This is a genomic window from Rhizobium anhuiense, from assembly GCF_003985145.1.
GTDB lineage: Bacteria > Pseudomonadota > Alphaproteobacteria > Rhizobiales > Rhizobiaceae > Rhizobium > Rhizobium anhuiense.
Genome location: NZ_ML133525.1, coordinates 225,115 through 251,548 on the forward strand (window position 1 = coordinate 225,115; position 26,434 = coordinate 251,548).

Sequence of the window (26,434 nt, forward strand, 5' to 3'; positions counted from 1 at the left end):
CTGCTATTCCCTCTCAGGCGATGATGTCAGGGATGATCTGATCTTCCAGCTTGGAGAGCCTGTCCTTGATGACGAGCTTCTTCTTTTTCATACGCTGGATCCGCAGAGCATCGCATCCGGTCTGGATCATGGCGTTGATCGCGGCGTCGAAATCCTCATGCTCCTGACGCAGACGCGCCACTGTGAGCCTGATTTCCGCCTGTTCCTGATCGGCCATATGCAATCCCCGTTATCGTCCTCGGACCTTGTCCGATCTGCCGATGATTTCCGCAAGCTCCTATCACCAAATACAGGTAACGGCTAGTTAGTCTTGATCATGAAATTGCCATCCAGTCTTCATCTTTTGGCCTTCGACAAGCCTTCAAAAATATGTCACAGTCCCCGCCGTTGACACCTTGATCCCCGACGATGATGGCCGGGGAGGGTAAGAGGAAGGAAGGGTCATATGACTGTTCAAGCTCATCTTGAGTCACTCCAGAAAAAGCATGTTGCTCTCGAGGAGGAGTTGCACACGCTCAGAACATCTCCCTCTATTTCCGATACGGAACTTGCCGAGTGCAAGCGCCGCAAGCTGCGCATCAAGGACGAGATTCAGCGTCTTAAGTCATCCGTCCACTGATCTTCCCAAGGGTCGCCGGACGATCATCTTGCGCAAAGAGGTAAATCCATCCATTCCGCCTAAAATCAGCAAGAACCGGTGATCACACACTCGATTTGCGCCAGTCCGATGCCCGCCGCATCGCGGCTGGCGCTTTTGGTTCGTCAAGCTTCAAAGGGTCTGATGATCCGCATCGAGTTTCCGGCCGGCATAATTTTACCCTGAAGCGGAACTGCTCGGGATAAAATTATGCGATTCAAAGTGATAAAACGTCTTCAGAGACGCGTGACGTGCATCAGGCCCAGAATTGATCAAGCCATAAATTGAGCGTGTCGAAGCCGCGGTTGTTGACCGCGTAGATGCGCTTCGTGCCTTCGGATGTCACCGAAACAAGATTGCTGTCCAACAGCGCTTTCAGGTGTTGCGAAACGGCGGGGCGGCTGATCGGCAGACCCTCGGCGAGTTCATTGACCGTCCGTGGTGCGCGGCGCAGTTCCTCCAGCAGAAACCGCCGGTTCGGATCGGCAATCGCAGAGAAAGGGTCCGTGTTCGACATGGCGGGAACGCTACGTCAAACCGGGCGCTCCAGCAAGGAAATTGTGCATTGCAGCGTGCGGCAATTCAAAGTGCTGCAGCGTTCCTCGCGCGTCTCAAAAGAAGCGCGGCGCTTCAGGGTTTCACCAACCAAGGCCCTCGCGCACGATCAGGAAGGCAGCGATCAGCGCCATCGCATACATGAAGGGATAGAAGATCTGTGGCCTCATGCGGCGCACGCACCATGCGCCGGCAAAGGTGGCGAGCGGGGCAAAGGGCAGGAGCGTCGCGGAGGTCGCAAGGTTCTGGGTGTCGAGTTGGCCGAGCGCGAAATAGGGGATCAGCTTGATGGCGTTGAGGATCGCAAAGAAGCGCACACTGGTGCCGGTATATTCGCGTGGCTGCAATTTGAGCGGCAGGGCATAGATCTGGAAGGGCGCGCCGCCGGCATGGGCGACGAAGCTGCCGTAGCCGGAAAATGTACCCCAGAGGCTGGCGGCCACCGGCCGCTGGCCGCGCGGCGGGATCACCTTGCCGGCGCCCGGGCCGAAATTATTCCAGAAATAGCGCAGGCAGAAGAGGATGGTCATCGCGCCGATGACAATGCGCAGCATGCTGCCCGGAACGAGTGCCGAGGTCGCCCAGCCGAGCGCGATGCCGAAGACTGCGCCCGGCAGCATGATCTTCAGCGTCGCCCAGTCGCCATGCTTGCGCCAGATGACGAGCGAGATCATGTCCATGAAGACCAGGATCGGCAACAGGATCGCCGCCGCTTCGACCGGCGAGACGACGAGGGCGAGGAAAGGCAAGCCGATCAGCGACAAAGCGTCGCCCATGCCGCCCTTTGCGAGGCCCACCAGCAGAACCGCGGGCACGGCGGCGTAGTAGAATGACAAATCCTGCGGCATGCTTTCGACGTCCTCCTCTTGCAAGCCTCGTCTAACGGAACTACTCACACAAAACGAGTGCGGATCCCTCATTTCGAAGGGGAATTCGCCGGAAACGGAAAGACCTCATGACCGAACCGGAAAACCGCTGCCGCCTTGTGCTCATCGCACCTGATATTGCCGATGCCGATGAACAGGCAAAGATCGTCGCCGACGCGCTGAAGGGCGGCGACGTCGCTTCGGTGATCGTGCCGCAATACGGGCTCGACGATGGCGCCTTCCAGAAACATGCCGAAAAGCTGGTGCCGCTGATCCAGGATGCCGGAGCGGCTGCGCTGATTTCAGGCGACAGCCGCGTCGCAGGCCGGGCGAAGGCCGATGGCCTGCATCTTTCCGGCAATGCTGAGGCGCTTTCGGAAGCGATCGACAAACACGCGCCGAAGCTGATCATCGGCGGCGGCAACGCGGCTGACCGCCACCACGCGCTGGAGATCGGCGAAGTCAGGCCGGACTATATCTTTTTCGGCAAGCTCGACGGCGACATCAAGCCGGAGGCGCATCCGAAGAACCTTGCGCTCGGCGAATGGTGGGCCTCGATGATCGAGATTCCCTGTATCGTCATGGGCGGCACCGATCCGGCCTCGGCGCTTGCCGTTGCCGAGACCGGAGCGGAGTTCGTGGCGCTGCGGCTGGCGGTCTTCGGCGAGCCCGGCCGGGCGCCGTCGATCGTCGCCGAAATCAACGCGTTGCTTGACGAAAAAGCGCCACGGTTTGAGGATTGAAATCGCCCTCATGCCGATCCCGCCCGTCCCCCTTTTGAAATTTGCCCTTGCCAGCGTGGCGGCTTTGGTTGCTGCCGGGCCGGATGTCGCTTTGGCGCAGGCGCCGGACAGCGTCATCAGCCAGCCGGGCACGGCGCCGGCATCGACCTTCCGCACCGACCGGCCCACTGGCCCGGATGTCAAGCCCTCCGATGGTGTTGGCGTGTTCGACCGTATGGGCGCGAAGCTGCCGGACCTGCCGCCGGAAAAGGATTACAAGGGGCCGATCGACGAGGCTTACGGCGCCTTCCAGCGCGGTTATTACCTGACGGCAATGGACAAGGCGCTGCCGCGCGCCCAGCTCGGCGATCCGGCGGCGCAAACGCTGATCGGCGAAATCCTCTCGCAGGGCCTCGGCGTCAAGAAGGACGTGAAGAATGCCGCCTTCTGGTATGGCAAGGCGGCCGAAGGCGGCGATGCGGCAGCCATGTTCAAATATGCGCTGATCCTGATGGAAGGCCAGGGCGTGCCGCGTGACAAGGTCAAGGCCGACGACTACATGCGCAAGGCGGCCGAGGCCGGCAATCCTTCAGCGGAGTTCAACTGGGCGCAGCTTCTCATCGCCGACAATCCCGGCGAGAAGGGGCTGAAGCTTGCGCTGCCGTTCTACGAGAAATCGGCCGAGCAGGGCATTGCCGATTCGCAATATGCGGTGGCGCAGATCTATGCGACGCTGAAGGACCTGCCGGAGGAAAAGAAGCAGCTCGCCCGCGAGTGGATGGCGCGTGCGGCGCGCGCCGGCTTCGACACCGCCCAGCTCGATCTCGGCATCTGGCTCGTCAATGGCGTCGGCGGACCGAAGGATTACGTCAAGGGTTTCGAATGGCTGAAACTTGCCGCCAATGGCGGCAATGTCGTGGCGCAGAACAAGCTCGCCCATCTCTACATCAACGCCATCGGCACGCCGCCCGATCCGATCGAGGCAGCGAAGTGGTACGTGCTGTCTCGGCGTGCCGGGCTTGCCGATCCGTCGCTTGAGGATTTCTATCTCGGTATCGAGGACGATCAGCAGAAGGCGGCGATCGAGGCCGCCAACAAGTTCCGGCGGCGATAGCGGCCCGACGCGACGCGCTTTAAAAAAGCGCGTCGGCGAACAGATCTTCGTCGTTTTCGGCTTTGGCGGTCTCGGTGGGGGCGGGGGCGGGAGCGCTGTCCGCGGCCGCCGGGATGATGTCGCGATGAATGCTGCGCTCCTGGACCATCGTGTAGTGCTTGAAGATCGTGCGGTCGAGCGGCGCGATCGTCTCGGCGAGATCCGAGATATCTTCGATATCGCTGCCGGCGATGCCTTCGAGCAGATCGGCGCAGCGGCCAAGGACTTCGCCGAGATCATGCTGGAAATCGAGCTTGCCGATCAGCAGGCTGATCTTCGTGGCGACCTCGCGGCCGTTCTCGGCGAGCACTTTCAGTTCATCTTCCATCACGTTGGCTGCGGAGCGGATGTTGCCGACGGCTGACGTCAGGCTCTCCCCGAGGTTGCCGGCCCCGGCGCCGGCAGCGGGGGCGACGCGTCCGGCTGCGGCTTCGAGCGCCGGCAGGCCGTTGACGATGGCGTCGGCGGAATCGTCGAGCTTGCCGGCGAAGATGCGCAGCTCGGCGGTGACGACGTTGATCGACTTGCCTTCCTCGCCGAGACGGCTACAGCGCAGGTTGGTATTCAAGGCCATATAATGGATGTCGGTCTTGACGGCGCGGATATTTGCGATGGCTTCGGAGAGCTTGGCGGCCGTGCCGATCGTCGACTGGCTCACCTGGTCGGCCTGGCGGCTTGCCGTGTCGACCTGCTTGACGATTTCGTGAGCGGCCGAAACGCTGGATTCGAGCGCGCGCATGAAGTTGCCGCCGGCTTCGCCGCTCTGCCCGCTCATCTGATCGCGAAGCTTGAGGATCTCCCGCATGTCGTGGCCGAAACTCGCGATCGTCTTGACGACATTCTCTGAATCCCGCTGGAAATTGGCGCACATGTCGCGCATCTGCGCTGCGGTTAGATGGTGAATGACGTTCTGAAGGCGCTGGCGGGCGCCGGCGTCGAGCCTTGCGCCATCCTCGCCGGCAAAGAAATCGTCGAGCGACGAAAATGTGGCCTGCACATGCTCGATGCGCTGGCGGGTAATGTCGCCGATCTGCAGGGCAGACAGCGTCGAGCCGACCTTGCTCTGGACATCGCGGGCAATCGCGCCGACCTCGCGGGCGATGACGCCGAGATCCTTGCGGTGTGCGGCGATCTTGGCGGCATCATCGCGCAGGGCTGCGGCGACGGCCGGAACGGTCTCGGCATAACCCTTGGAAACGCTGGCGCCAAAGGAGGCGGCGAGCTTGACCTCCTTGTCGAGGCTATCGAGATGCGTGGCGAAACGGTTGACTTCGTCGGTGCCGGAATAGATGCGTTCGAGGATCTCCTGGGCGAAGCCGGCGAATTCGGCAAGGCCGGCACCGGTGATCTTCACGGTCACGGCGAAGGTTCTGAGATAACGCATCGTCTCCTGCATGTCGGAAACGTGCTTGCGCAGTTCCCTGCCGGTATGCGCCAGCGAGACCAACGCCTGCTGACGGTTTTCCTCGGTGACGGGCAACGCCTTCAGGCTCTCCACCGTGGCGCGGAGATCGGCGGTGGTATCGCTGGCTTCCTTGTTGTCGAGCGCCGTGGTCACACTCTCAAGCGAGTTCAACAGGCGGTTGAGGACATCCATCACCGACAGCAGTACGGTGCCGCCTTCGAGAAAACGCTCCTCGACCTGGTTGCGGGCGGATTCCAAGGTCCGGCTGATGTCCCGCCCCGACGAGTAGGCTGCAGCGTTCGGCGATACCAGAGCGTGTGCCAATTTTATACCTTTTCTTAAAATACAGGCAATTCGATTCTATTTTTACGGGCAGGATGGAAACGTCCGGTAAACGCGCCGGACTCGCCAGCGTTGTGATTAACGAAAGATGTCGATGCGACCCAGGGCAAAGTGTCAGGGCCGAGAAATGCAATTTAACACACTGTTTTTACTTTATTTATTTCTAATTTTTGAGAAAAAAATACAACTTATCTCGGATGAGAATTGGGAGTCTCGGGACTCGTTATACGGCAGTTTCCTACAACCGCTGTTTACCCCGCATTAACGCTGCCATGAGAGTCCTTTTAGGGTCATCAAGTATTTCTCTGGCCCAGGAGGCGGCATTGGATACTCCGAAGCAATATTACGAATCTATAAATTTGCCGGATGTGCTCAGCATTCGCAACGTTTCAGAACTATATTCCAAGCTTACTGATGAATTTCATAGTCGTGATTCAATCATCATCAGCATTCCGGAAGGCGCGGAAGCGGATCTGAGTTTCGTTCAACTCATCGAATCCTCGCGCTGCCAAGCAAAATCCCAAGGAAAGACGTTCAAACTTTCTTCGCCGGCCAGTGGTTCGGTCCTGAAGGTACTTGAGCGCGCCGGTTTCATCGAATCTTTCGATCAAGAAGATGCAAATTTCTGGTTGCATAAAGAGGTAACGTTATGAGTGCAAATATCCTGACCGTCGACGATTCCGCCAGCATTCGTCTGACTACCAAGGTCACGCTGACCAATGCCGGCTATAGCGTCACCGAGGCAGTCAACGGGGCAGAGGGCCTCGCGACGGCTAAGGGCAGCACCTTCGATCTGATTGTGACCGATCTCAACATGCCTGTCATGGACGGGCTGACGATGATCGAGGAGCTGCGCAAGCTGCCGGCGCAGGCCGGCGTTCCGATCATCTTCCTGACGACGGAATCGGATGCCGATCTCAAGGCGCGTGCCAAGGCCGCCGGCGCCACCGGCTGGCTGACCAAGCCGTTCGACCCCGAAAGTCTGGTGAAAATCGTGAAAAAGGTTCTCGGACGATGAGCACGATCGATCCTGTCGCCGTATTCCGCATGGAGGCCGCCGAATGCCTCGAAGCGATCGAGGCCGGTCTTCTCGACCTGACCCACCAACTCGACAACAGGGATCTCGTCGACGCCGTGTTCCGCGGGCTCCACACCCTCAAGGGCTCCGGCGCGATGTTCGGTTTCGAGGCGCTCGCCGCCTTCACCCATCATTGCGAAACAGCCTTCGACCGCGTCCGCAAGGGTGAGGTCGCAGCGACCAGCGAACTCGTCGCCGCCGTTCTCGCCGCCCAGGACCATATGCGCGCCCTGGTCGACCAGCCGGACGCCGATCACGGCGATACCGGACATAAGCTTCTGGCGCAGCTGCAGGCCGCCGTCGGCGGCAAGGCGCCAGCGGTAGCTGCCCCTGTGGTCGCCGTTCCTCCACCCGTGGCCGTACGCGAGGCATCGGCGAAGAGGAAGAACAGCTGGCGCATTCGCTTCAGCCTGCCCGCCAATTCGATGGCCAACGGCACCAATCCGCTCGGCCTGCTGGACGAGCTGCGCGATCTCGGCGAATGCACCGTGCGCGCCAATAGCTCGGCTATTCCGCCGCTCGACGAGCTCACTCCGACGGAACTCCATATCTCCTGGGACGTGACGCTGGTGAGTGACCAGGACCGTTCGGCGATCGACGACGTCTTCATCTTCGTACTCGATGATATGGAACTCAGCGTCGAGGAAATCGACGCGCCGGCAGCGGCAACGGTCGCGGCCATCGAGGAAAAGACAGCAGCTGCAACTGCCGCCGCGGCGTCGACGGCGCCCGCTCCGCCGGCCGCCGTTCCGGAATTCCGTCCTGTCGAGGCGGTTCCGGCCAAGCGCGAGGCGCCCGTTGCCGTCAGCCAGGCCAAGGCGGCCGAGAACGTCCGCGTTCCGGCCGAACGTCTCGACGAGCTGATGGACCGCGTCGGCGAGCTCGTCATTGCGCAATCGCGCCTCAGCCAGCTCGCCAGCGCCAGCACCGATATCGCGCTGCGCTCCGTCTCTGAAGAAATCGAACGCCTCTCCGGCGAATTGCGCGACACGATGATGGTGCTGCGCATGGTGCCGGTCGCCACCCTCTTCTCTCGCTTCCGCCGCCTCGTCCACGATCTCGCCCGCGAGACCGGCAAGGTGATCGAGCTGGTGACGGAGGGCGAGAGCACCGAAGTCGACAAGACGGTCATCGAGCGCCTGGCCGATCCGCTGGTGCATCTGGTGCGCAACTCGATCGACCACGGCCTCGAAACGCCGGCCGATCGACTTGCCTCCGGCAAGACCGAAGCCGGCACGGTGACGCTTTCGGCCCGCCAGGCCGGTGGCGAGGTGATCATCTCGATCAAGGACGACGGCCGCGGCATCAATCGTGACCGGGTTCGCGCCAAGGCGGAATCTTCCGGCCTCATCCACCCCGGGCAGCCGCTTTCCGACTCCGAGCTGCTGCAACTGATCTTCGCCCCCGGCTTCTCGACAGCCGCGGCGATCACCAATCTGTCCGGCCGCGGGGTCGGCATGGACGTGGTCAAAAAGACGGTCGAAGCGCTTCGCGGCGCAATCGACATCGTCAGTGTGCCCGGACAGGGTTCGGAAGTGTCGCTGCGCATCCCGCTGACGCTTGCCATCATCGATGGCCTGCTGGTGCGGGTCGGTTCCGGCCGCTACGTCATCCCGCTCTCGGCGGTCGAGGAATGCCTCGAACTGTCGCTCGAGGAAGATCTCCGTTCGCGCGGCCGCAGCTTCATCTCACTGCGCGACAGCCTGGTGCCGTTCCTGCGCCTGCGCGATCTCTTCCGCACCGGCACCAAGCCCGACGTGCACCAGAAGGTCGTCGTCATCTCGACCGGCACCGAGCGTGTCGGCCTCGTCGTCGACCAGATCATCGGCGACCACCAGACGGTCATCAAGTCGATGTCGAAACTGCACAATAACGTTGCGACCTTCTCGGGCGCCACCATTCTCGGCGACGGCAGCGTCGCTCTCATTCTCGACGTCGGGCACCTGGTTGCCGCGGGTCAGCAACAGGAGGCGCAATTGCGTGTAGCAGGATGAGTGCAACAGCAGCAGCCGAACGATTTGACAATCACTGGAGCTATGCCGAGGAAGTGGAGGTCCTGACCTTCGATCTCAACGGCGAAACCTTCGCGCTGGAAGCGGTCATCGTCCAGGAAATCCTGGACCTGCTCCCTGAAACAGCGGTACCGGGCAGCCAGCCCTTCGTCGCCAGCGTCATCAACTTTCGCGGCAAGGTCATTCCGCTCGCCGATCTGCGCCTCGCCTTCGGGATGGAAGCGGCAGAAGCGACGATCGACAGCCGCATTATCGTCATCGAGATCGATCTGCAGGGCGAGCAGACGCTCGTCGGCCTCAGAACCGACAAGGTGAACGAAGTGACGACGCTTGCAAAGACCGCGAGCGAGGCACCACCGAGCGTCGGCATGCGCTGGCGCGCCGACTACATCAACTGCCTCGTGAAGAGGGGCGGAGAATTCATCATTCTCCCTAATCTGCAGGCGATTTTCTCATCGAGGCACGATGCGGCGGGAGCCGTTAATTGACGCCGGATGAATTCAACGAGGGGTTTGGACCATGCGACTGACAATCAAGACGAAACTGGTGACCGCGTTCACCTTCATCATTCTGATGCTCATGGGCACCGCCGCTTACGGTGTCCTCAGCCTTGGATCGCTGAACGATACGATCGATAAGCTTCTCTCCGGCCCGGCAGCCCGCCTCGATCTCGCGCAGCAGATCAACATCGCCCAGCTCGAGGCCATCCGCCAGCAGAAGAACCTGCTCACCGCCCGGACCGCGGACGAGTCGGCCGGGGCAATCGCCAAGGGCAACCAGGCCCGCAAGGAATTCGCCGACGCCTTCAGCCATGTGCTGGCGCTGGCAACGGAAGAGGGCAAAGTGCGCTGGGCACGCATCGCCGAGCTGTCCAAGACCTTCAATGCGGCCGACGATCAGATCCGCGAATATGTGAAGGCCGGCAATGCTGAAGGCGCAAATGCCATCTCCGTCTCGACGGCCCGGGCCGCTGCCAACGACATCGACTCGACACTCAGCGAAATCCTGGCACTTGAAAAGCAGCGTATGAAGGCTGCCGATGACGGCGCCGAAGCGCAGTACACGACGACCCGCACGACGATGATGGCGGTCGCCGCCGTCGCGCTGCTGATCGCTGCTCTCACCGCCTTCTGGATCGCCAGCACGATCAGCAAGGGACTCAGCCGCGCCAACACCGTGGTTCGCGAGGTGTCGGAAGGCGATCTGACGAAGATGGCCGATATCACCAGCCATGACGAAATCGGCGAGCTTCTGGGTAATGTCAATACGATGATCGAACGCCTGCGCGGCGTCGTCGCCGACGCATTGTCGGCTGCCGACAACGTCTCTTCCGGCAGCCAGGAACTTTCGGCGAGCTCGGAACAGGTCTCGCAGGGCGCCACCGAACAGGCGGCGTCGGCTGAAGAGGCGTCGGCCTCGATGGAGCAGATGGCCGCCAACATCAAGCAGAACGCCGACAACGCCGCCCAGACGGAAAAGATTGCCCGCCAGTCGGCCAAGGACGCGGAAGCCAGCGGTGAAGCGGTGACGCGTGCCGTCGACGCCATGCGCACGATCGCTCAGAAGATTGGTATCGTCCAGGAGATCGCCCGCCAGACCGATCTCTTGGCTCTGAACGCGGCTGTGGAAGCAGCACGTGCCGGCGAACACGGCAAGGGTTTTGCGGTCGTCGCCTCCGAGGTTCGCAAACTCGCCGAACGCAGCCAGTCGGCCGCCGCCGAAATCAGCTCGATGTCGAGCGATACGGTCAAGGCCGCCGCCGATGCTGGCGACATGCTTGGCCGGCTGGTGCCCGACATCCGCAAGACGGCCGAGCTGGTCTCCGAGATCAGTGCAGCCTGCCGCGAACAGGATATCGGCGCTTCGCAGATCAATGAGGCGATCCAGCAACTCGACAAGGTGACGCAGCAGAATGCCGGCGCCTCCGAGCAGATGTCGGCGACCTCCGAGGAGCTCGCCTCTCAGGCGGAAGAACTGCAGGCCTCGATCGCCTTCTTCAAGGTCGATACAGCGGGCAGTGCGCGGCCCGGCGCCCAGAAGGCACAGCCAAAAACCTCGGCCAAGGCGGTCAAAGCCCCGGCCGCTGTCCGCAGAACCGCCCCGCAGGCCCATGGACAGGGTCGCGGCCAGACGGTTTCGGCTCAGCAGCAGCGTCTCAAGGGCTTTGCTCTCGACATGTCGATGGGCGGTCCAGACGCCAGCGACGACGATTTTAGGGAGAGCGCATAAGCGCTCCTGCCCTCAATGTGATCCCTCGGGCTGCTCCGGCGGCCCGAGGAGGGAATATCCCCCAACGCATGTAGGCGTTGGCGCTGCGATGGAGATGTCCGGCTGCCGGGAAGTGAATGTAATCGCTTTTCCCCGTTTCAACACATCACTTCCAAGCTCGACGTCCCGCCAAGGGGACATGTCTCTCTCCATTCGTTTTGACCGCAAATCGGGGGTATCACATGCGTTTCACCATTAAACTCAAACTGGGTCTTGCCTTCGGCATCATGACGCTGCTGCTGATCGGCATCGCGGTTTATGGAAGCCTCAGCCTCGGCACTTTGAACGAGGCGAGCAGCAATATGATCGACGGCCCGATGCGCCGCCTGGAACTGGCGCTGAATGCCAATGTCGCCGAAGTCAACGCCATCCGCGCTCAGAAGAACGCGCTGCTTTCCACGGATCCCGACGCGGCCGCCGCTTTCTACAAGGAAGCCGATCAGAACCTGCAGGCCATGTTCGATGCTGTTGACGCCGGTTTCGCCATCGCCACCGCTGAAGGCAAGCCTCATTGGGAAAAGCTGCGGACGGTCGGTGGGAAATTCCGTGAAAAATCCACTGAGTTGCAGCAACTTGACGCGAAGGGCGACAAATCAGGCGCGCTGGCGCTTTCACTCGGCGACCTTCGAGCGATGACCAATGACATGGGCGATGCAATCGCCGCCCTTACGGAGATCCAGCGCAAGGGCATGCAGGCAACCAACCACTCGAACACCGATCTTTATAATTCGACCAAGCTGATCCTCACTGCTGCTTCCGGCATCGCCGTGCTCGTCGCACTCGCCGCCGCATTGTGGATCACGCTCGGAATCAACAACGGCTTGCGGAAGATCACGACCGTCGCAAACGCCGTCGCAATCGGTGATCTCAACCAGAGGGTCGACGTCAAGACCAATGACGAGATCAAGGATCTCATCAACACGGTCAATACCATGACCGCCAATCTGCGCGCCACGGCAGCCCTTGCCGACCAGATCGCCATGGGCGACCTCAGCACCGACGCCAAGCCGCTTTCGGACAAGGATACGCTCGGCATCGCGATGCAGAGCATGATCTCCAACCTACGAACCACCGCCGGCATCGCCGATCAGATCGCAAACGGCGACCTGACGGTGTCTCCGAAGCCGCTCTCCGACAAGGATGCGCTGGGCCTCGCCCTGGAGCAGATGGTCGAGCGCCTGCGCGGCGTCGTCGCCGACGCAATCTCCGCGGCCGAGAACGTCTCGTCCGGCAGCCAGGAGCTTTCGGCAAGCTCCGAGCAGGTCTCGCAGGGTGCCACCGAACAGGCGGCTTCCGCCGAAGAGGCTTCCGCTTCGATGGAAGAGATGGCCTCCAACATCAAGCAGAACGCCGACAACGCCGCCCAGACGGAAAAGATCGCCCGTCAGTCGGCCAAGGATGCGGAAGCCAGTGGTGAAGCCGTCTCCCGTGCCGTCGACGCCATGCGCACGATCGCTCAGAAGATCGGCATCGTCCAGGAAATCGCCCGGCAGACCGATCTGCTGGCTTTGAACGCCGCAGTCGAAGCGGCGCGCGCCGGTGAACACGGCAAGGGATTTGCGGTCGTCGCCTCCGAGGTTCGCAAACTCGCCGAACGCAGCCAGTCGGCGGCCGCCGAAATCAGCGCCATGTCGAGCGATACCGTGACAGCCGCCCAGGAAGCCGGCGAAATGCTCGGCCGGCTGGTGCCCGATATCCGCAAGACGGCCGAGTTGGTCTCCGAGATCAGCGCCGCCTGCCGCGAACAGGATATCGGGGCGGCCCAGATCAATGAAGCGATCCAACAGCTCGACAAGGTGACGCAGCAGAATGCTGGCGCTTCCGAGCAGATGTCGGCGACCTCCGAGGAGCTCGCCTCCCAGGCCGAAGAGCTGCAGACGTCGATCGCTTTCTTCAAGGTCGATACGGCCGGCAGTCGCCGTGACCGCGCCCCGGCGGCAAAACTCGCCGCCCGCAGCCGGGTTCAGGCGGCACCACGCAAACCGGGCGGCAAGACGCCGGCCAATACGGTCGCCGGCCAGCAGGCCCGCGTGAAAGGATTTGCCCTCGACATGTCGATGGGCGGTCCCGACATGGCCGATGACGAGTTTAGGGAGAGCGCATAGCGCTCCCTTGGAGAAAGCGCATAGGTGCTCTCTCCGTTTGCAACTGTCGTGGGCCAGCCAACATGGCCCGCGACGCAGGCTTCCGGTGCTCGAGGGGATAGGCACGGAACCTATTCATTTCTTTCCGTTGGATGCTTTTGCCTGATGGAATTTCTTTGCTGCATGACGCCGCGCCACCTGGACCATATTTATTGCTTCGCTCTCTGAGAGGAATATTGAGATGCGTATTACGATCAAACTTAAGCTCGCGGCCGCATTCGGCTTTGTCATATTGTTGCTGGTGGGTAGCGCGGTTTATGGAATCATCAGCCTCAGCTTGCTGAACGACGCTGTTGGCGACCTTGTTTCCGGGCCTGCAAAAAGGCTGGAACTGGCTCTGGAGGCGCAAACTGCCGAGCTCGATGCCGTCCGTTGGCAAAAGAACGCGCTTCTGGAAATGGATTCCGAAATCGTCAAAAAGGATTATCAGAATTCGGCGAGAAGCGTGGATGAAATGCTCAGCTTCGCGACAAGCGGCCTACAGCTCGCAACTGCTGAAGGCAAGCCGCTCTGGGACAGGTTGATCGAACTGGCCAAGCGCTTCGATGAAGGCTCCAACAAAGTAGCCTCCATTCAACAAAGCGGCGACAGAGCGGCGGCCGTGGCCCTTTCCTCAGGGGAGGTTCGCGCCCTCGTCGCGGAAATGGAAGAGGTTTTCGGGAAACTCGTTACGCTTCAACAGAAGTCGATGGCGCAAGCCGATAGCGATACCGATGCTCTTTATAGCTCAACAAAGAACATGTTGATCGGTATCGCAATCGGGGCTTCCCTTATCGCCTTCGCCGCCGCGCTTTGGATCGCGCTCGGTGTCAACAGCGGCCTGCGCAAGATCATGAACGTTGCCAGCGCCGTCGCCATCGGCGACCTGAACCAAAAGGTCGAGATCAGGACCAACGACGAGATCAAGGATCTGGTCAACATGATCAACACCATGACGGACAACCTTCGCGTCACCGCCAACATTGCGGCACAGATCGCTGACGGCGATCTGACGGTGTCTCCGAAGCCGCTTTCGGAGAAGGATACGCTCGGCATTGCGCTCGACCAGATGGTCGAGCGCCTGCGTGGCGTTGTCGCCGATGCGGTCGCGGCCGCCGAAAATGTTTCGGCCGGCAGCCAGGAACTGTCCTCGAGCTCCGAACAGGTGTCGCAGGGCGCCAGCGAACAGGCGGCTTCGGCCGAAGAGGCGTCGGCCTCGATGGAGGAGATGGCCGCCAACATCAAGCAGAACGCCGACAACGCCGCCCAGACGGAAAAGATCGCCCGCCAGTCCGCCAAGGATGCGGAAATGAGTGGCGAAGCGGTGTCGCGCGCCGTGCAGGCGATGCGGACCATTGCCGAGAAGATCAGCATCGTCCAGGAAATTGCCCGCCAGACCGATCTTCTGGCGCTCAACGCCGCCGTCGAAGCGGCGCGCGCCGGTGAACACGGCAAGGGTTTTGCGGTCGTCGCCTCCGAGGTTCGCAAGCTTGCCGAACGCAGCCAGTCGGCCGCCGCCGAAATCAGCTCGATGTCGAGCGATACGGTCAAGGCCGCCCAGGACGCTGGCGACATGCTCGGCCGCCTGGTGCCCGACATCCGCAAGACGGCCGAACTGGTTTCCGAAATCAGTGCGGCCTGCCGCGAACAGGATGTGGGCGCCTCGCAGATCAACGACGCGATCCAGCAGCTCGATCGGGTGACGCAGCAGAATGCCGGCGCGTCCGAGCAAATGTCTGCGACCTCGGAAGAGCTCGCGAGCCAAGCCGAAGAACTGCAGGCCTCGATCGCCTTCTTCAAGGTGGATACCGCAGGCGCCCGCCAATCCCGCGTGCCCGCTGCCAGGGCGACTGTCCGCAGCTCGGCGCCCGCCGGCCGCAACCTCGGCACCAGGAAACTCGCCGCCAACAGCGTCGCCGGTCAGCAGGCGCGGGCAAAGGGTTTTGCTCTCGATCTCTCCATGGGCGGTCCCGATGATGGGGACGTCGAATTTAAGGAAAGTGCATGATCATGGCCACGACATCCCTGGAAGCGCAATTCGTGACCTTCAGCCTCGGCGAGGAGATCTTCGCCGTGCCGGTCGAGGTGGTACGGGAAATCCTCGACTATGCGGAAGCTTTCAAGATTCCGAATGGTCCCGACTATCTGCTCGGTCTGCGTGACGTGCGCGGACAGGGCGTGCCGACGATCGATCTTCGATTGAAGCTCGGCATGACGAAGACCGTGCCGACGCCGCACACACGCGTGCTCGTCCTCGACGTGCCGATGGAAAGCCGGCTGCTGACGCTCGGCCTCGTCGCCGACCGCGTCTTCGAGGTGACGCCGTTCCGGCGCGAACAGATCGAGGCGGCGCCTGATATCGGCGTGCGCTGGCGCTCGGATTATATTGCCGGCGTCGTTCGCCGTGAAAACGGTTTCGTCGTCATCATCGATCTTGCCCGGTTGCTGTCGCACGAGGACGCCTCGGCACTGCAATCGGCGGCCTGACCCGCGCATCAACTGGGAGTACGGCGTTCTATGAGTATGGCAGCGGTGGAAACCCAATTGCCGGGGGACCGGATCAGCAAGCGCAATTTCGACAAGCTTGCCCGGTTCATCTACGACTATAGCGGCATCAAGATGCCGCCGACCAAGCTGACGATGCTCGAAGGGCGGCTGAGGCGCCGCCTTCGCGCAACCAACCATTCGACCTTCGACGATTATTGCGACTTCCTGTTCAATCACGACGGCCTCGCCCAGGAAACCGTCTACCTGATCGACGTGGTGACGACGAACAAGACCGACTTCTTCCGCGAAGCCAAGCATTTCGATTACTTGCAGAGCGTGGCGTTGCCGGCGATCGCCAATAGCGGCGTGCGGACCATCCGCACCTGGAGTTCGGCCTGCTCGACAGGGGCGGAACCCTATACGATGGCGATGGTGTTGGCGGAATTCACCGAAGGCCGCAACGACGTCTCCTACAGCGTGCTTGCCACCGACCTTTCCACCGACGTGCTACAGACGGCGCGCCGGGGCATCTACCCGGAAGACCTCATCGCGCCTGTGCCGCGTGACCTGCAGCGCAAATACGTGCTGACGGCCAAGCAGCCGGATCGGCGGGAGGTGCGCATCACGCCGAAATTGCGCAGCAAGATTGGTTTTGCCCGCATGAACCTGATGGACGAGAAATACCCGATCGGCGAGGCGATGAACGTCATCTTCTGCCGCAACGTGCTCATCTACTTCGACAAGCAGACTCAGGCCGGCGTGCTCAACCGCCTCTGCGACTGCCTGGCGAAGGGCGGCTACATGTTCATCGGTCATTCCGAATCGATTACCGGCTTCGACCTGCCATTGAAACAGGTCTCGAATACGGTGTTTCAGCGCATCTAGAGCATGTCCGTTTTCTTCCAATCACGGGCGTGCTCTATCTCTTTGTGTCACTAAAGAGTTAGAGCATGATGTCGTCCGAAAATTGCCAATTCTTTTCGGCATCATGCTCTAGGAGCATTCATGGCTAAAAAAATCCGCGTTCTGATCATCGACGATTCTGCCAGCGTCCGTCAGACACTGACCCATGTCTTGGAGCAGGATCCCGATATCGAGATCATGGCGGTCGCATCCGACCCCTTCGTGGCGGCGCGGAAGCTGCTGGAGGAGATCCCCGACGTCATCACGCTCGATGTGGAAATGCCGCGCATGGACGGCATTACCTTCCTGCGCAAGCTGATGTCGCAGCGGCCGATCCCCGTCGTGATGTGCTCGTCGCTGACGGAAGCGGGTTCGGAAACGCTGATCCAGGCGCTGGAGGCCGGCGCCGTCGACGTCATCCTGAAATCGAAGATCGGCGCCGCCGACAGCCTTGCCGACGATGCGATGCGCATTCGCGAAGTCGTCAAGAGCGCCTCGCATGCGCGGCTTACCACGGTGCGTCGCGCCGCCGGAACCATCCGCTCGGCTTCGGCGGAAGGGCCGGCCAAGAAGCTGACGGCGGACGTGATGCTGCCGCCGCCGACGGGGCGGGCCATGGCGAAGACGACGGAGATGGTCGTCTGCGTCGGCGCCTCCACAGGCGGCACCGAGGCGCTGCGCGAATTCCTGGAGGAACTGCCGGCCAATGCACCCGGCATGGTGATCGTCCAGCATATGCCAGAGAAATTCACCGCCGCCTTCGCCAAGCGGCTGAACGGGCTCTGCGAGGTCGAGGTCAAGGAAGCCGTCGATGGCGATCCGGTGCTGCGCGGCCATGTGCTGATCGCGCCAGGCGACAAACACATGCTGCTCGAACGCCAGGGTGCGCGCTACTATGTGAGCGTGAAGACCGGACCGCTGGTGTCGCGCCACCGGCCTTCGGTCGACGTGCTTTTCCGCTCGGCGGCGCGCTCGGCCGGCTCGAATGCCATGGGCATCATCATGACCGGCATGGGCGACGACGGCGCGCGCGGCATGCTGGAAATGCATCAGGCCGGCGCCTACACGGTGGCGCAGGACGAGGCGAGTTCGGTTGTCTTCGGTATGCCGAAGGAGGCGATCGCCAAGGGCGGTGTCGACCGTATCCTGCCGCTCGATCAGATCGCTCGCGAAGTGCTGATAACGCAGCAGAAATTCTGAGATGAGTTTCGAGGGAAACCACGTAAAACGGGCGGTCCCGGAAGATGGCGCGGATTTAATCCGTTCAGCATAATCGGCGGTTTCCGGTGTCGCAGGGCAGCCATGCGCGCCTCCCCTTGAAATTTCCCTGATTTTGTGGTCTTGAGGCCGCCAATCTTTGCAGCGCCGCCTGTCATGCATGTTCAGGGACATTTCCCGCCCCTGGCAGTGCGCGCCCCGTATCAGTCCCAAGGAAAAATGCGCCGATGGCCCGTTCAGCTCTTCTCAATGTCATGGTTCAGGCTGCCCTCAAGGCAGGAAAATCGCTGGGACGTGATTTCGGCGAAGTGCAGAACCTGCAGGTTTCGGTGAAGGGACCCGGCGATTTCGTTTCCACTGCCGACCGCAAGGCCGAAAAGATCGTTCGGGAAGAACTGCTCAAGGCGCGTCCCACCTATGGCTTTCTCGGCGAGGAAAGCGACGAGATCAAGGGCACGGACGGCGCGCACCGCTGGATCGTCGACCCGCTCGACGGCACGACGAACTTCCTGCACGGCATTCCGGCCTTCGCTGTTTCGATCGCGCTCGAACGCAAAGGCGAGATCGTTGCCGCCGTCGTCTTCAATCCGGCGACCGACGAGCTCTATACAGCCGAGCGCGGTGGCGGCGCCTTCCTCAACGACCGGCGCCTGCGCGTCGCTGCGCGCCGCGTGTTGTCGGATTGCGTCATCGGCTGCGGTGTGCCGGCGCTCGGCAAGCGTAATCACGGCAAGTTTCTGGTCGAGCTTCGCCACGTGATGGGCGAAGTGGCGGGCATCCGCCGCCTGGGCTCGCCGACACTCGATCTCGCCTATGTCGCCGCCGGGCGCTTCGACGGTTTCTGGGAAGCGGAGCTTGCGCCCTGGGACATGGCGGCCGGCATCCTGCTCATCCGTGAAGCCGGCGGGTTCGTCACCGATTGGGACGGCGGGACGGCCATTCTGGAGAGCGGCGCGATCGTCGCCGGCAACGAACTCATCCACAAGGCGCTGATCGAAGTCGTCAAGCGACCGATCCCCGCCAAGTAAGCGAACGAAAATCCGGCTGTTGTAAAGTCACGGTTTTCGCCCCGGCATACTTCAATTCGGCACAATGTTGCTCTAGTCTCCGCCAGCAATGACTCCGGAGGCAGCGACCCTATGGAAAATGTGAATGTGGCGGAGATCGGCTCCACCGAAAAGACGGCCGGCGGTTATGCCTACAGGCTTTCGAGCCCCATGCCCTTCCTCTGGACGATGCTGCTTTTCCTGGTCATCGTCGGCTTTATCGCCGCCATCCTCTTCCGCCAGACGCAGACCGCCTTCATGCACAATCCAGGCCTCAACGGCCTGATCGTCGGCGTTCTCGCGGTCGGAATCATCCTTGTTTTCAATCACGTGCTGGCGCTTCGCCCCGAAGTGCGCTGGTTCAACTCGTTCCGCGCCGCCGGCAGCGCCGACAAGGTCAGCCGCAATCCGCGGCTGCTTGCGCCGATGCGGGCGCTGATCGGCAGCCGCAAGACCTCGGTCGCGCTGTCGACGACGGCGCTGCGCTCGATCCTCGATTCGATCGCCACCCGCCTTGACGAATCGCGCGACGTTTCGCGCTACCTGATTGGCCTCCTGGTCTTCCTCGGCCTGCTCGGCACCTTCTGGGGCCTCATCGGCACGATCGGTTCGATCAGCATCGTCATCCAGTCGCTCGATGCCGGCTCGAACGGAACGGGGGATGTACTTTCGGCGCTGAAGGAAGGGCTTTCCATGCCGCTTTCGGGCATGGGCCAGGCCTTCTCCTCCTCGCTGCTCGGCCTCTCCGGTTCGCTCATTCTCGGTTTCCTCGATCTGCAGGCCGGCCGCGCGCAGAACCGCTTCTATATGGAACTGGAAAACTGGCTGTCCTCGGTCACAGATGTCGGCTCCGATCTTGCCCCGGCCCTCGACGCCGTTTCCGGCGCCTCCTCGGACGACATGCGCGCGCTCTCCGATTATCTGCGCAAGGTCTCCGAAGAGGGCGGCACCGGCAGCCAGCGCTCCGTCGCCGCCATGGCGAGCCTTGCCGAAGGCATTCAGGGCCTCGTCAAGAACATGCGCAACGAACAGCAGATGCTGCGCGACTGGATCGAGGCGCAGCAGGACGAGGCGAAGGCGATGCGCCGCACGCTTGACCGGCTGGCCGAACGCATCGGCGTGCAGGAGCGCGCAGGCGAGAGAGGCGAGCGCACGCGCGACCGCGCCAGCCAGACAGAAAAGAGCGAGGGCAAGTAAGCCATGGCTCTTGCCCGCAACCGCCGCCGCGAACGCACGGTGGATTATTGGCCGGGTTTCGTCGACGCGCTGTCGACGCTGCTCATCTCGATCATGTTCCTGCTGACGGTCTTCGTCGTCGGGCAGTTCATCCTCAGCCGCGAGATCACCGGACGCGACGAGGTGCTCAATCGCCTCAACAGCCAGATCAACGAGCTGACGCAGCTACTCGCGCTCGAAAAGGGCAGCAACCAGGATCTTCAGGATTCGGTCGCCAATCTGCAGGCCTCGCTTGCCAGTGCCGAAGGCGACCGTTCGCGGCTGCAGGCGCTGCTGAATGCCGGTTCGGGCGGTCAGGATGCAGCGCAGAAACGGATCGGTGCGATGACGCAGGAGCTCGACGAGCAGAAGCAGGTGAGCGAGCGGGCGCTCAGCCAGGTCGAACTGCTGAACCAGCAGATTGCAGCGCTTCGCAGCCAGATCGCCGCCGTCGAAGCTGCCCTTCAGGCGTCGGAGGAGAAAGACCGGGTCTCGCAGACTAAGATCGCCGACCTCGGCAGCCGCCTGAACGTCGCGCTCGCGGCGCGCGTGCAGGAACTGAACCGCTACCGTTCCGACTTCTTCGGCCGCCTGCGCGAGATCCTTTCGGACCGCGAGAATATCCGTATCGTCGGCGACCGGTTCGTCTTCCAGTCGGAAGTGCTGTTTCCCTCGGGCGGCGCCGATCTCAATCCGGAGGGGCAGACGGAGATGGCAAAGCTCGCCGCCGCCCTTCTCGATCTCGCCAAGGAAATTCCGCCGGAGATCAACTGGGTGCTGCGCGTCGACGGCCATACCGACAATGTGCCGCTTGGCGGAACGGGCCGCTATCGCGACAATTGGGAACTTTCCTCGGCGCGCGCGATCTCGGTCGTCAAGTTCCTGATCGCGCAGGGCGTGCCGGCCGACCGGCTCGTTGCCGCCGGCTTCGGCGAGTTTCAGCCGATCGCGCCGGGCGATACGCCGGACGCGCGCGCCACCAACCGCCGCATCGAGCTGAAGCTCACTGAGAAATGATTACAGCCGCGCCTCCTTCAGCCGGCCGGCGAGAAAATCGCGGACGGCGGGGCTGTCACTGAGGCCGATCGCCGTCATATAGGCGTCGGCCGCCGCGGTATCGTCGCCGGCTTGCGACAGAAGAAAGGCGCGCACCGCCCAGTAGGGCTGGTAGCTGGCGACAGCGCGCGGATCGAGCTGGTCGAGCCGTTTCAGGCCAGCGGCGGCATTCAGCGCCCTGCCGATCACCGCAGCCTGGCTGACATGTGCACCAGCGTGGGTTTCATCATCACCAGCGCCGCGTAGAGTGTTGTCAACGCCTGCCAGTCGGTCTTTCCCGACAGCCGGCGCGCCGCATGCACGGACTGGATCGCCGCCTGGCACTGGAAGGGGCCGAAACGGTTGAAACTCCCGGCCTTGCGTAGCAGCGAATCCGCTTCGGCGATCATGATCGCGTTCCACGCAGCGGTATCCTGTTCGTCTAGCGGCACATATCGACCATCGCTGTCGCGCCGGGCGTTGCGACGGGCTTCGCAGTGAAGCATCAACGAGAGGAGACCGATTGCCTCCGGTTCGTCCGGCAGTACCGCCAGAAGCGCTCGGCCGAGCCAAATCGCTTCGCCGGCGAGCGAATGGCGCTCTTCTTCGCCGTCGAGGCCGTCCCAGCCGAGGCCGTAGGCGGCGTAGATCGCCGAGAGCACCGCGGCGAGCCGCCCGGGCAAGGCGGGACGCGGCGGAACGGCGAAGGGAATGCCGGCATCGCGAATCTTCGCCTTGGCCCGCACCAGCCGTTGGCTCATCGTATCCGGCGAAACGACGAAGGTTCGCGCGATGGTTCGCGCCTCGATGCCGAGAACGGTCTGCAGCATCAGCGCCGTATGCACGGAGCTGTCGATGGCGGGATGGGTACAGGCAAAGAGCAGCTTCAGCCGTTCATCGGGAAAGATGGCTTTGCCGGCCTCGTTCATGCGTTCCTCCGCTTCTTCGAAGGCGATCAATATCGTCGTTTGCGCCTTGGCCTCGACGGTGCGGTGGCGGGTGGCCTGCATGAGGTTGCGGCGTGCAGCCACCAGCAGCCAGGCCTCCGGATTGCCGGGAATGCCGCGCTCTGGCCAAGCGCGAAGGGCCGAGGCCAGCGCTTCCGACAATGCGTCTTCCGCCGCCGGCACGTCGCGCGAGCGGGCGGCGAGGAAAGCGATCAGCTTGCCGTAGGATTGACGCGCCACCTTTTCGGCAGCGCGTCCGGCATCAGGCGGCATCGTCGCCTCACATCTGCAGGCGCGGGCGCACCTCGACAGAACCCTTGTCGGAGATCGGAACGCGGGTCGCCCATTCAAGCGCGGTGTCGATGTCGGGGACGTCGATCAGATAGAAGCCGCCGAGTTGTTCCTTGCCTTCCGGATAGGGGCCGTCCTGAACATCGTGTTCCCCGCCTTTGCGGCGTACGATCGTGCCGGTCTCCGGGCCGGTCAGCCCGGCGCCGCCGGTCATGATCCCTGCCTGAGCAAGCGCCTTGCTGTAGGCGACCCAGCCATCTCGATAGGCCGGATCGCTGCGGCGCTCGAAATCCTCGGCGGCTTCGCGAATGATGAGAGCATATTGCATGGAAAACTCCTGATCTCGTTGTTGGCGTTGATCCGGGCATGCCGATATCGGGGACCGATATCCCGAGAGCTGTAAAGCCCGGCGGAGCGGAGGGCCGTTCCAAAACAATGAGGCGCGGCCATCGGTCGTTTCGACATGGTTTTCAAAAAATATGCGAAAAAGAAAATGGCGCCGAAAAATCACCAGCAAACGGGCAGACTCAAGGGTGCCGGCGCTGCTCAAGGGCGCGAAAGGGCAGGAGCTGCGTTGACGCCGCCCCTGCCGATCTGATCAGGATTCGGCCTTCGTCTGATCGACGATTTCGGCGCCCGGTGCGTTCTTCTTGATGGATTCGATGGCGTTCACGGCCGACGCCTTCGCCTTGTAGCCCTCGGACGAGAACATGGCTTCGCCGTTCGATGCCTTGAAGCGGAAGCGGAACTCGCCGGCCTTATCCTTATAAACTTCGAATTTATACATGGATGTCTCCCGAAACGCTGAATTGCAACCATCAGCGTAGCGGAGGCTAGATCAAAATGGCGAGCTTTTCCACTACCTTAATTTGAATTGAATTGCTTAGCGTCCAATTGTCACCATTTCCATTGGACGCGAGCAAAGGAGAGGCCGGACGCTTCGCCGCGACAACAAGAGATTTCAGGCCGGGCCGGCCTAAAATCCGAATCCTGTTCGCGATGGAAGAGGCATGATGCTCCGGCATCACTCCATCTGGATATTCGCCCCCTTGACGACCGGTCCCCATTTGGCGAGTTCGGCCTTCACATGGGTGGCAAGTTCTTCCGGCGTCGAGCCGACGATGGTGGCGCTGAATTCTTTCATCCGTTCGGCAACGGCCGGGTCGGCGAGCGCCTTTTTGGCCGAAGCGTTGAGACGCAAGATCACCTCGTCCGGCGTTTTGGCCGGGGCAAAAAGGGCGTTCCATGTATAGGTCTCGTAACCTGGTATGCCCGACTCGGCGACCGTCGGCACATCGGGGAAGGAAGGGGCGCGCTGGCCTGTGGTCACCGCCAGCGCCCGCAGCGTACCGGCCTTGATGTGGCTCGATGAAGAGGGCAGGTTGTCGAACATGATCGGCACCTGGTTGCCGATGACGTCGTTCAATGCCGGGCCGGCGCCCTTATAGGGGATGTGCTGCATGCTGACGCCGGCCATGGACTTGAAGAGTTCGCCGGAAAGATGCAGCGGCGTACCGTTGCCCGACGAGGCGTAACTGTATTTGTCGGGCTCGGCCTTCAACAGCGCGATCAACTCCTGCACGGTCTTTGCCGGCAATTCCGGATTGACGACCAGAACGTTGGGCACGATGACGAGCAGCGAGACCGGCGCGAAATCCTTCTCGGGATCGTATGGGGTCGATTTGAGGATCAGCGGGTTGAGGGCGTGGGTTGCGACCGTGCCCATCAGAATGGTGTAGCCGTCCGGTTCAGCGCGGGCGACATTGCCGGCGCCGAGATTGCCGCCGGCGCCGGCGACGTTCTGGACGATCACCTGCTGGCCCAGATCCTCCGACATCTTCTGCGCGACGATGCGGGCAACGACATCGGTCGAGCCGCCGGCCGCGAAGGGCACGACCATGGTGATCGCGCGATCAGGAAAATCCGCGGCAGCGGCAGTTGCGCCGGCGGCAAAGGCCGCAAGCACACCGAAACCGAGCACAAGGCCCGCACGTCGCGTCATATCGGAAAGCGCCATTCCCATCTCCTCCCAAGAATTTCTACAGCGATATCCCCACCCCGGGGAATGAAGAGGGTAGGGCAGGCTGCGCGAAAGGCAACCGCGGAGAGGTGCTGCGAGGTTCAGACTTTAGTCGCTTTTGGCAGGAGAGATGCGCGCCGGCTATTTGGCGGCGGCGAGTACATCCTCGTTGGCGGCGTCGAATTGCAGCCGTGCCAGCCGCGCATAGATACCGCCATGGCGGATCAGGCTCTTATGCGTGCCCTCCTCGACGACGCGGCCCTGATCCATGACCAGGATGCGATCGGCTTTCAGAACGGTTGCCAGGCGATGGGCGATGACCAGCGTCGTGCGACCGTCGACAAGGCCGTCGAGGGCTTTCTGCACCAGCGTCTCACTTTCGGCGTCGAGGGCGGAGGTCGCTTCGTCGAGCAGCAGCACAGGCGCGTTCTTCAGGATGGCGCGGGCAATGGCGATGCGCTGGCGCTGGCCGCCGGAGAGCGTGATGCCGCGTTCGCCGACTTCCGTCTCGTAGCCCCTATCCAATCGAGCGATGAATTCGTCGGCCTGGGCGGCAAGGGCTGCGGCGCGGACCTCGTCACGCGAGGCGCCGGGACGGCCGAAGGCGATGTTGTCATGGATCGAGGCGGCAAAGATGGTGACGTCCTGCGGCACGATGGCGATGCGCTGACGCAGCTCGTCGGGCGTGGTCAGCTGGGCGTCGACCCCGTCGATCTTCACGCTGCCCTGCTGCGGATCGTAGAAGCGCAGCAGCAGCGAAAAGACGGTGCTCTTGCCGGCACCGGAAGGGCCGACGATGGCAACGGTCTCGCCCGGCGTGATGGCGAAGCTTAAGCCATGCAGCGCCGATTTGCCGGGGCGTGAGGGATAGGCGAAATGCACGTCTGCGAATTCGATGCGGCCGCGGCCAGGGGACGGAAGCGGCTGCGGACTGGCGGGGGCGGCAATCGGCGAAACCTCGTCGAGAAGTTCGGTCAGCCGGTCGGCAGCGCCGGCTGCCTGCGAGAGCTCACCCCAGACCTCCGACAGGGCGCCCAGCGAACCGGCGGAGATGACGGCATAGAGCAGAAACTGGCCGAGCGTGCCGGCAGAAAGGGTGCCGGCAAGAACGCTATGGGCTCCGACCCAGAGCACGGCGACGACGCTGCCGAAGATCAGCGTAATGGCGATCCCCGTCAGCAGCGCGCGCGAGCGGATGGCTGCCCGGGCGGCGTCATAGGCGGATTCGACGGCGGTGCCGTAACGCGTCGCTGCGGCATCCTCGCCGTTGAAGGCCTGGACGGTGCGGGTCGCGGCGATCGTCTCGTTGGCGAAGGCGGAGGCGTCGGCGAGCGTATCCTGGGCGGCGCGCGAGCGCTTGCGCACCGAGCGGCCGAAGGCGACGAGCGGGAAGACGATCAGCGGGATCGCTCCGATGACGAGGCTCGAAAGCTTCGGCGAGGTGACGATCATCATGCCCATGGCGCCGATACAGAGGATGAGGTTTCTGAGCGCCACCGAAGCGGTGGCGCCGACGGCGGACTTGATCTGAGTCGTATCGGCAGTCAGGCGCGAGACGATCTCGCCGGACTGGTTGACATCGAAGAACGAGGGCGACAGCCTCGTCACATGGGAGAAGACATCGCGGCGTAGATCGGCGACGATGCGCTCGCCGATGGTGATGACGAAATAATAGCGCAGCGCGCTCGCGACCGCGAGGACGATGGCCATGACCATCAGCATGGCGAAGTAGCTGTTGATGAAACGGCCGTCGGAATGAGTGAAGCCGTGATCGATCATGCGGCGCACGGCAAGCGGCAGCGCCAGCGAGGTGACGGCGGCAAGCGCCAGCGACATCAGCGCGCCGGCCACCATGGCGCGATAACGCATGACATAGGGCGTCAGCCTGCCGAGCGGTCGCAGCGACCGACTTTTGTTTTCTTCAGCCCGTGCCTGCTCTGCCAAATCGTCTCCGATCGCCCGCAGGACCCGCGCAATGCGGCCTGTTGGCTCTTGTTATCTAGGCGTCCTTCATGTATAGGCACCGCATCCTAATGGGAAGCCGTAGCCATCACGACTGCGGCTTCATTTATTCAATCGGTTCGTTGGCCGCAACTGCATGCGGCAAATTG

General features: G+C 62.2%; 24 protein-coding genes and 1 pseudogene. 16 read left to right on the forward strand and 9 right to left on the reverse strand.

Features of this window, described 5'->3' with window-relative positions; genetic code table 11:
• Window positions 1–13 precede the first annotated feature (13 nt).
• Window positions 14–217 (reverse strand): YdcH family protein, encoded by a 204-nt coding sequence (locus EEQ99_RS16305; RefSeq protein ID WP_017968168.1) that lies wholly within the window; start codon window positions 215–217, stop codon window positions 14–16.
• Window positions 218–445: 228 nt separating this feature from the next.
• On the opposite strand from EEQ99_RS16305, the gene EEQ99_RS16310 reads away from it, so the two are divergent.
• Window positions 446–619, forward strand: a complete 174-nt coding sequence (locus EEQ99_RS16310) for a YdcH family protein (protein WP_047616443.1) — start codon at window positions 446–448, stop codon at window positions 617–619.
• Window positions 620–893: 274 nt separating this feature from the next.
• On the opposite strand, the gene EEQ99_RS16315 is transcribed toward EEQ99_RS16310, so the two are convergent.
• Together EEQ99_RS16315 and EEQ99_RS16320 are read right to left on the reverse strand one after the other, a co-directional pair.
• Window positions 894–1,154: an ArsR/SmtB family transcription factor gene (locus EEQ99_RS16315; RefSeq protein WP_017962043.1), complete on the reverse strand. Its 261-nt coding sequence runs from the start codon at window positions 1,152–1,154 to the stop codon at window positions 894–896.
• A gap of 121 nt (window positions 1,155–1,275) precedes the next feature.
• The gene (locus tag EEQ99_RS16320) at window positions 1,276–2,040 is read right to left on the reverse strand and encodes a sulfite exporter TauE/SafE family protein (RefSeq protein WP_097543096.1); all 765 of its coding nucleotides are present in this window, start codon (window positions 2,038–2,040) and stop codon (window positions 1,276–1,278) included.
• 107 nt (window positions 2,041–2,147) lie between these two features.
• Between EEQ99_RS16320 and EEQ99_RS16325 the strand changes: the two genes are divergently transcribed.
• Entirely contained in the window at window positions 2,148–2,801 is a 654-nt protein-coding gene (locus EEQ99_RS16325; protein WP_028755491.1) for a thiamine phosphate synthase, read from the forward strand.
• Window positions 2,802–2,811: 10 nt separating this feature from the next.
• A complete protein-coding gene (locus tag EEQ99_RS16330) occupies window positions 2,812–3,894 on the forward strand; it encodes a tetratricopeptide repeat protein (protein WP_047616447.1) in 1,083 nt (360 codons plus the stop codon).
• 19 nt (window positions 3,895–3,913) lie between these two features.
• On the opposite strand, the gene EEQ99_RS16335 is transcribed toward EEQ99_RS16330, so the two are convergent.
• On the reverse strand, window positions 3,914–5,662 hold the full coding sequence (locus tag EEQ99_RS16335; RefSeq protein WP_047616449.1) for a hypothetical protein: 1,749 nt from the start codon (window positions 5,660–5,662) through the stop codon (window positions 3,914–3,916).
• A gap of 341 nt (window positions 5,663–6,003) precedes the next feature.
• Between EEQ99_RS16335 and EEQ99_RS16340 the strand changes: the two genes are divergently transcribed.
• The 13 genes from EEQ99_RS16340 (at window position 6,004) to EEQ99_RS16405 (ending at window position 21,047) form a co-directional block, all read left to right on the forward strand.
• Complete coding sequence (locus tag EEQ99_RS16340) at window positions 6,004–6,333, forward strand: STAS domain-containing protein (protein ID WP_028755494.1); 330 nt, start codon at window positions 6,004–6,006, stop codon at window positions 6,331–6,333.
• Complete coding sequence (locus EEQ99_RS16345) at window positions 6,330–6,698, forward strand: response regulator (RefSeq protein WP_028755495.1); 369 nt, start codon at window positions 6,330–6,332, stop codon at window positions 6,696–6,698. The genes EEQ99_RS16340 and EEQ99_RS16345 overlap by 4 nt, the downstream gene beginning before the upstream one ends.
• A complete protein-coding gene (locus EEQ99_RS16350) occupies window positions 6,695–8,752 on the forward strand; it encodes a chemotaxis protein CheA (RefSeq protein ID WP_127430750.1) in 2,058 nt (685 codons plus the stop codon). Before EEQ99_RS16345 ends, EEQ99_RS16350 begins: the two co-directional genes overlap by 4 nt.
• The gene (locus tag EEQ99_RS16355; RefSeq protein WP_028755497.1) at window positions 8,749–9,258 is read left to right on the forward strand and encodes a chemotaxis protein CheW; all 510 of its coding nucleotides are present in this window, start codon (window positions 8,749–8,751) and stop codon (window positions 9,256–9,258) included. The genes EEQ99_RS16350 and EEQ99_RS16355 overlap by 4 nt, the downstream gene beginning before the upstream one ends.
• A 31-nt stretch (window positions 9,259–9,289) precedes the next feature.
• Window positions 9,290–10,999 (forward strand): methyl-accepting chemotaxis protein, encoded by a 1,710-nt coding sequence (locus tag EEQ99_RS16360; protein WP_097543099.1) that lies wholly within the window; start codon window positions 9,290–9,292, stop codon window positions 10,997–10,999.
• 221 nt (window positions 11,000–11,220) lie between these two features.
• Window positions 11,221–13,143: a HAMP domain-containing methyl-accepting chemotaxis protein gene (locus EEQ99_RS16365; protein ID WP_028755499.1), complete on the forward strand. Its 1,923-nt coding sequence runs from the start codon at window positions 11,221–11,223 to the stop codon at window positions 13,141–13,143.
• A gap of 220 nt (window positions 13,144–13,363) precedes the next feature.
• Window positions 13,364–15,169 carry a methyl-accepting chemotaxis protein gene (locus tag EEQ99_RS16370; RefSeq protein WP_028755500.1) on the forward strand — a complete coding sequence of 602 codons (1,806 nt, stop codon included), beginning with the start codon at window positions 13,364–13,366 and terminating at the stop codon, window positions 15,167–15,169.
• Window positions 15,166–15,648, forward strand: coding sequence for a chemotaxis protein CheW (locus EEQ99_RS16375; protein WP_028755501.1), 483 nt, complete (start codon window positions 15,166–15,168; stop codon window positions 15,646–15,648). Before EEQ99_RS16370 ends, EEQ99_RS16375 begins: the two co-directional genes overlap by 4 nt.
• Window positions 15,649–15,678: 30 nt before the next feature.
• A complete protein-coding gene (locus tag EEQ99_RS16380; RefSeq protein ID WP_028755502.1) occupies window positions 15,679–16,533 on the forward strand; it encodes a CheR family methyltransferase in 855 nt (284 codons plus the stop codon).
• A 120-nt stretch (window positions 16,534–16,653) separates the two neighbouring features.
• Window positions 16,654–17,751: a protein-glutamate methylesterase/protein-glutamine glutaminase gene (locus EEQ99_RS16385; protein WP_028755503.1), complete on the forward strand. Its 1,098-nt coding sequence runs from the start codon at window positions 16,654–16,656 to the stop codon at window positions 17,749–17,751.
• 245 nt (window positions 17,752–17,996) lie between these two features.
• Complete coding sequence (locus EEQ99_RS16395) at window positions 17,997–18,797, forward strand: inositol monophosphatase family protein (RefSeq protein WP_127430751.1); 801 nt, start codon at window positions 17,997–17,999, stop codon at window positions 18,795–18,797.
• Between the two features lie 111 nt (window positions 18,798–18,908).
• Complete coding sequence (locus EEQ99_RS16400; protein ID WP_028755505.1) at window positions 18,909–20,012, forward strand: hypothetical protein; 1,104 nt, start codon at window positions 18,909–18,911, stop codon at window positions 20,010–20,012.
• 3 nt (window positions 20,013–20,015) lie between these two features.
• Window positions 20,016–21,047: a peptidoglycan -binding protein gene (locus tag EEQ99_RS16405; RefSeq protein WP_028755506.1), complete on the forward strand. Its 1,032-nt coding sequence runs from the start codon at window positions 20,016–20,018 to the stop codon at window positions 21,045–21,047.
• On the opposite strand, the pseudogene EEQ99_RS16410 reads toward EEQ99_RS16405, so the two are convergent.
• From EEQ99_RS16410 to EEQ99_RS16435, 5 genes and pseudogenes are all read right to left on the reverse strand, one after another.
• Window positions 21,048–22,285: pseudogene (locus tag EEQ99_RS16410) on the reverse strand (RNA polymerase sigma factor).
• A gap of 7 nt (window positions 22,286–22,292) precedes the next feature.
• On the reverse strand, window positions 22,293–22,631 hold the full coding sequence (locus tag EEQ99_RS16415; protein ID WP_028755508.1) for a YciI family protein: 339 nt from the start codon (window positions 22,629–22,631) through the stop codon (window positions 22,293–22,295).
• A 270-nt stretch (window positions 22,632–22,901) separates the two neighbouring features.
• Entirely contained in the window at window positions 22,902–23,090 is a 189-nt protein-coding gene (locus EEQ99_RS16420) for a YegP family protein (protein WP_028755509.1), read from the reverse strand.
• Window positions 23,091–23,327: 237 nt separating this feature from the next.
• Window positions 23,328–24,320, reverse strand: coding sequence for a Bug family tripartite tricarboxylate transporter substrate binding protein (locus EEQ99_RS16430; RefSeq protein ID WP_028755510.1), 993 nt, complete (start codon window positions 24,318–24,320; stop codon window positions 23,328–23,330).
• Between the two features lie 144 nt (window positions 24,321–24,464).
• Window positions 24,465–26,267 carry an ABC transporter transmembrane domain-containing protein gene (locus EEQ99_RS16435; protein WP_127430753.1) on the reverse strand — a complete coding sequence of 601 codons (1,803 nt, stop codon included), beginning with the start codon at window positions 26,265–26,267 and terminating at the stop codon, window positions 24,465–24,467.
• Between the last annotated feature and the right edge of the window lie 167 nt (window positions 26,268–26,434).

Excerpts from the sequence above, each read along its gene's own strand:
- EEQ99_RS16305 (WP_017968168.1), bottom strand. The coding sequence starts at position 217 with ATGGCCGATCAGGAACAGGCGGAAATCAGGCTCACAGTGGCGCGTCTG.
- EEQ99_RS16310 (WP_047616443.1), top strand. The coding sequence starts at position 446 with ATGACTGTTCAAGCTCATCTTGAGTCACTCCAGAAAAAGCATGTTGCT.
- EEQ99_RS16315 (WP_017962043.1), bottom strand. The coding sequence starts at position 1,154 with ATGTCGAACACGGACCCTTTCTCTGCGATTGCCGATCCGAACCGGCGG.
- EEQ99_RS16320 (WP_097543096.1), bottom strand. The coding sequence starts at position 2,040 with ATGCCGCAGGATTTGTCATTCTACTACGCCGCCGTGCCCGCGGTTCTG.
- EEQ99_RS16325 (WP_028755491.1), top strand. The coding sequence starts at position 2,148 with ATGACCGAACCGGAAAACCGCTGCCGCCTTGTGCTCATCGCACCTGAT.
- EEQ99_RS16330 (WP_047616447.1), top strand. The coding sequence starts at position 2,812 with ATGCCGATCCCGCCCGTCCCCCTTTTGAAATTTGCCCTTGCCAGCGTG.
- EEQ99_RS16345 (WP_028755495.1), top strand. The coding sequence starts at position 6,330 with ATGAGTGCAAATATCCTGACCGTCGACGATTCCGCCAGCATTCGTCTG.
- EEQ99_RS16350 (WP_127430750.1), top strand. The coding sequence starts at position 6,695 with ATGAGCACGATCGATCCTGTCGCCGTATTCCGCATGGAGGCCGCCGAA.
- EEQ99_RS16355 (WP_028755497.1), top strand. The coding sequence starts at position 8,749 with ATGAGTGCAACAGCAGCAGCCGAACGATTTGACAATCACTGGAGCTAT.
- EEQ99_RS16360 (WP_097543099.1), top strand. The coding sequence starts at position 9,290 with ATGCGACTGACAATCAAGACGAAACTGGTGACCGCGTTCACCTTCATC.
- EEQ99_RS16365 (WP_028755499.1), top strand. The coding sequence starts at position 11,221 with ATGCGTTTCACCATTAAACTCAAACTGGGTCTTGCCTTCGGCATCATG.
- EEQ99_RS16370 (WP_028755500.1), top strand. The coding sequence starts at position 13,364 with ATGCGTATTACGATCAAACTTAAGCTCGCGGCCGCATTCGGCTTTGTC.
- EEQ99_RS16375 (WP_028755501.1), top strand. The coding sequence starts at position 15,166 with ATGATCATGGCCACGACATCCCTGGAAGCGCAATTCGTGACCTTCAGC.
- EEQ99_RS16380 (WP_028755502.1), top strand. The coding sequence starts at position 15,679 with ATGAGTATGGCAGCGGTGGAAACCCAATTGCCGGGGGACCGGATCAGC.
- EEQ99_RS16385 (WP_028755503.1), top strand. The coding sequence starts at position 16,654 with ATGGCTAAAAAAATCCGCGTTCTGATCATCGACGATTCTGCCAGCGTC.
- EEQ99_RS16395 (WP_127430751.1), top strand. The coding sequence starts at position 17,997 with ATGGCCCGTTCAGCTCTTCTCAATGTCATGGTTCAGGCTGCCCTCAAG.
- EEQ99_RS16400 (WP_028755505.1), top strand. The coding sequence starts at position 18,909 with ATGGAAAATGTGAATGTGGCGGAGATCGGCTCCACCGAAAAGACGGCC.
- EEQ99_RS16405 (WP_028755506.1), top strand. The coding sequence starts at position 20,016 with ATGGCTCTTGCCCGCAACCGCCGCCGCGAACGCACGGTGGATTATTGG.
- EEQ99_RS16415 (WP_028755508.1), bottom strand. The coding sequence starts at position 22,631 with ATGCAATATGCTCTCATCATTCGCGAAGCCGCCGAGGATTTCGAGCGC.
- EEQ99_RS16420 (WP_028755509.1), bottom strand. The coding sequence starts at position 23,090 with ATGTATAAATTCGAAGTTTATAAGGATAAGGCCGGCGAGTTCCGCTTC.
- EEQ99_RS16430 (WP_028755510.1), bottom strand. The coding sequence starts at position 24,320 with ATGGCGCTTTCCGATATGACGCGACGTGCGGGCCTTGTGCTCGGTTTC.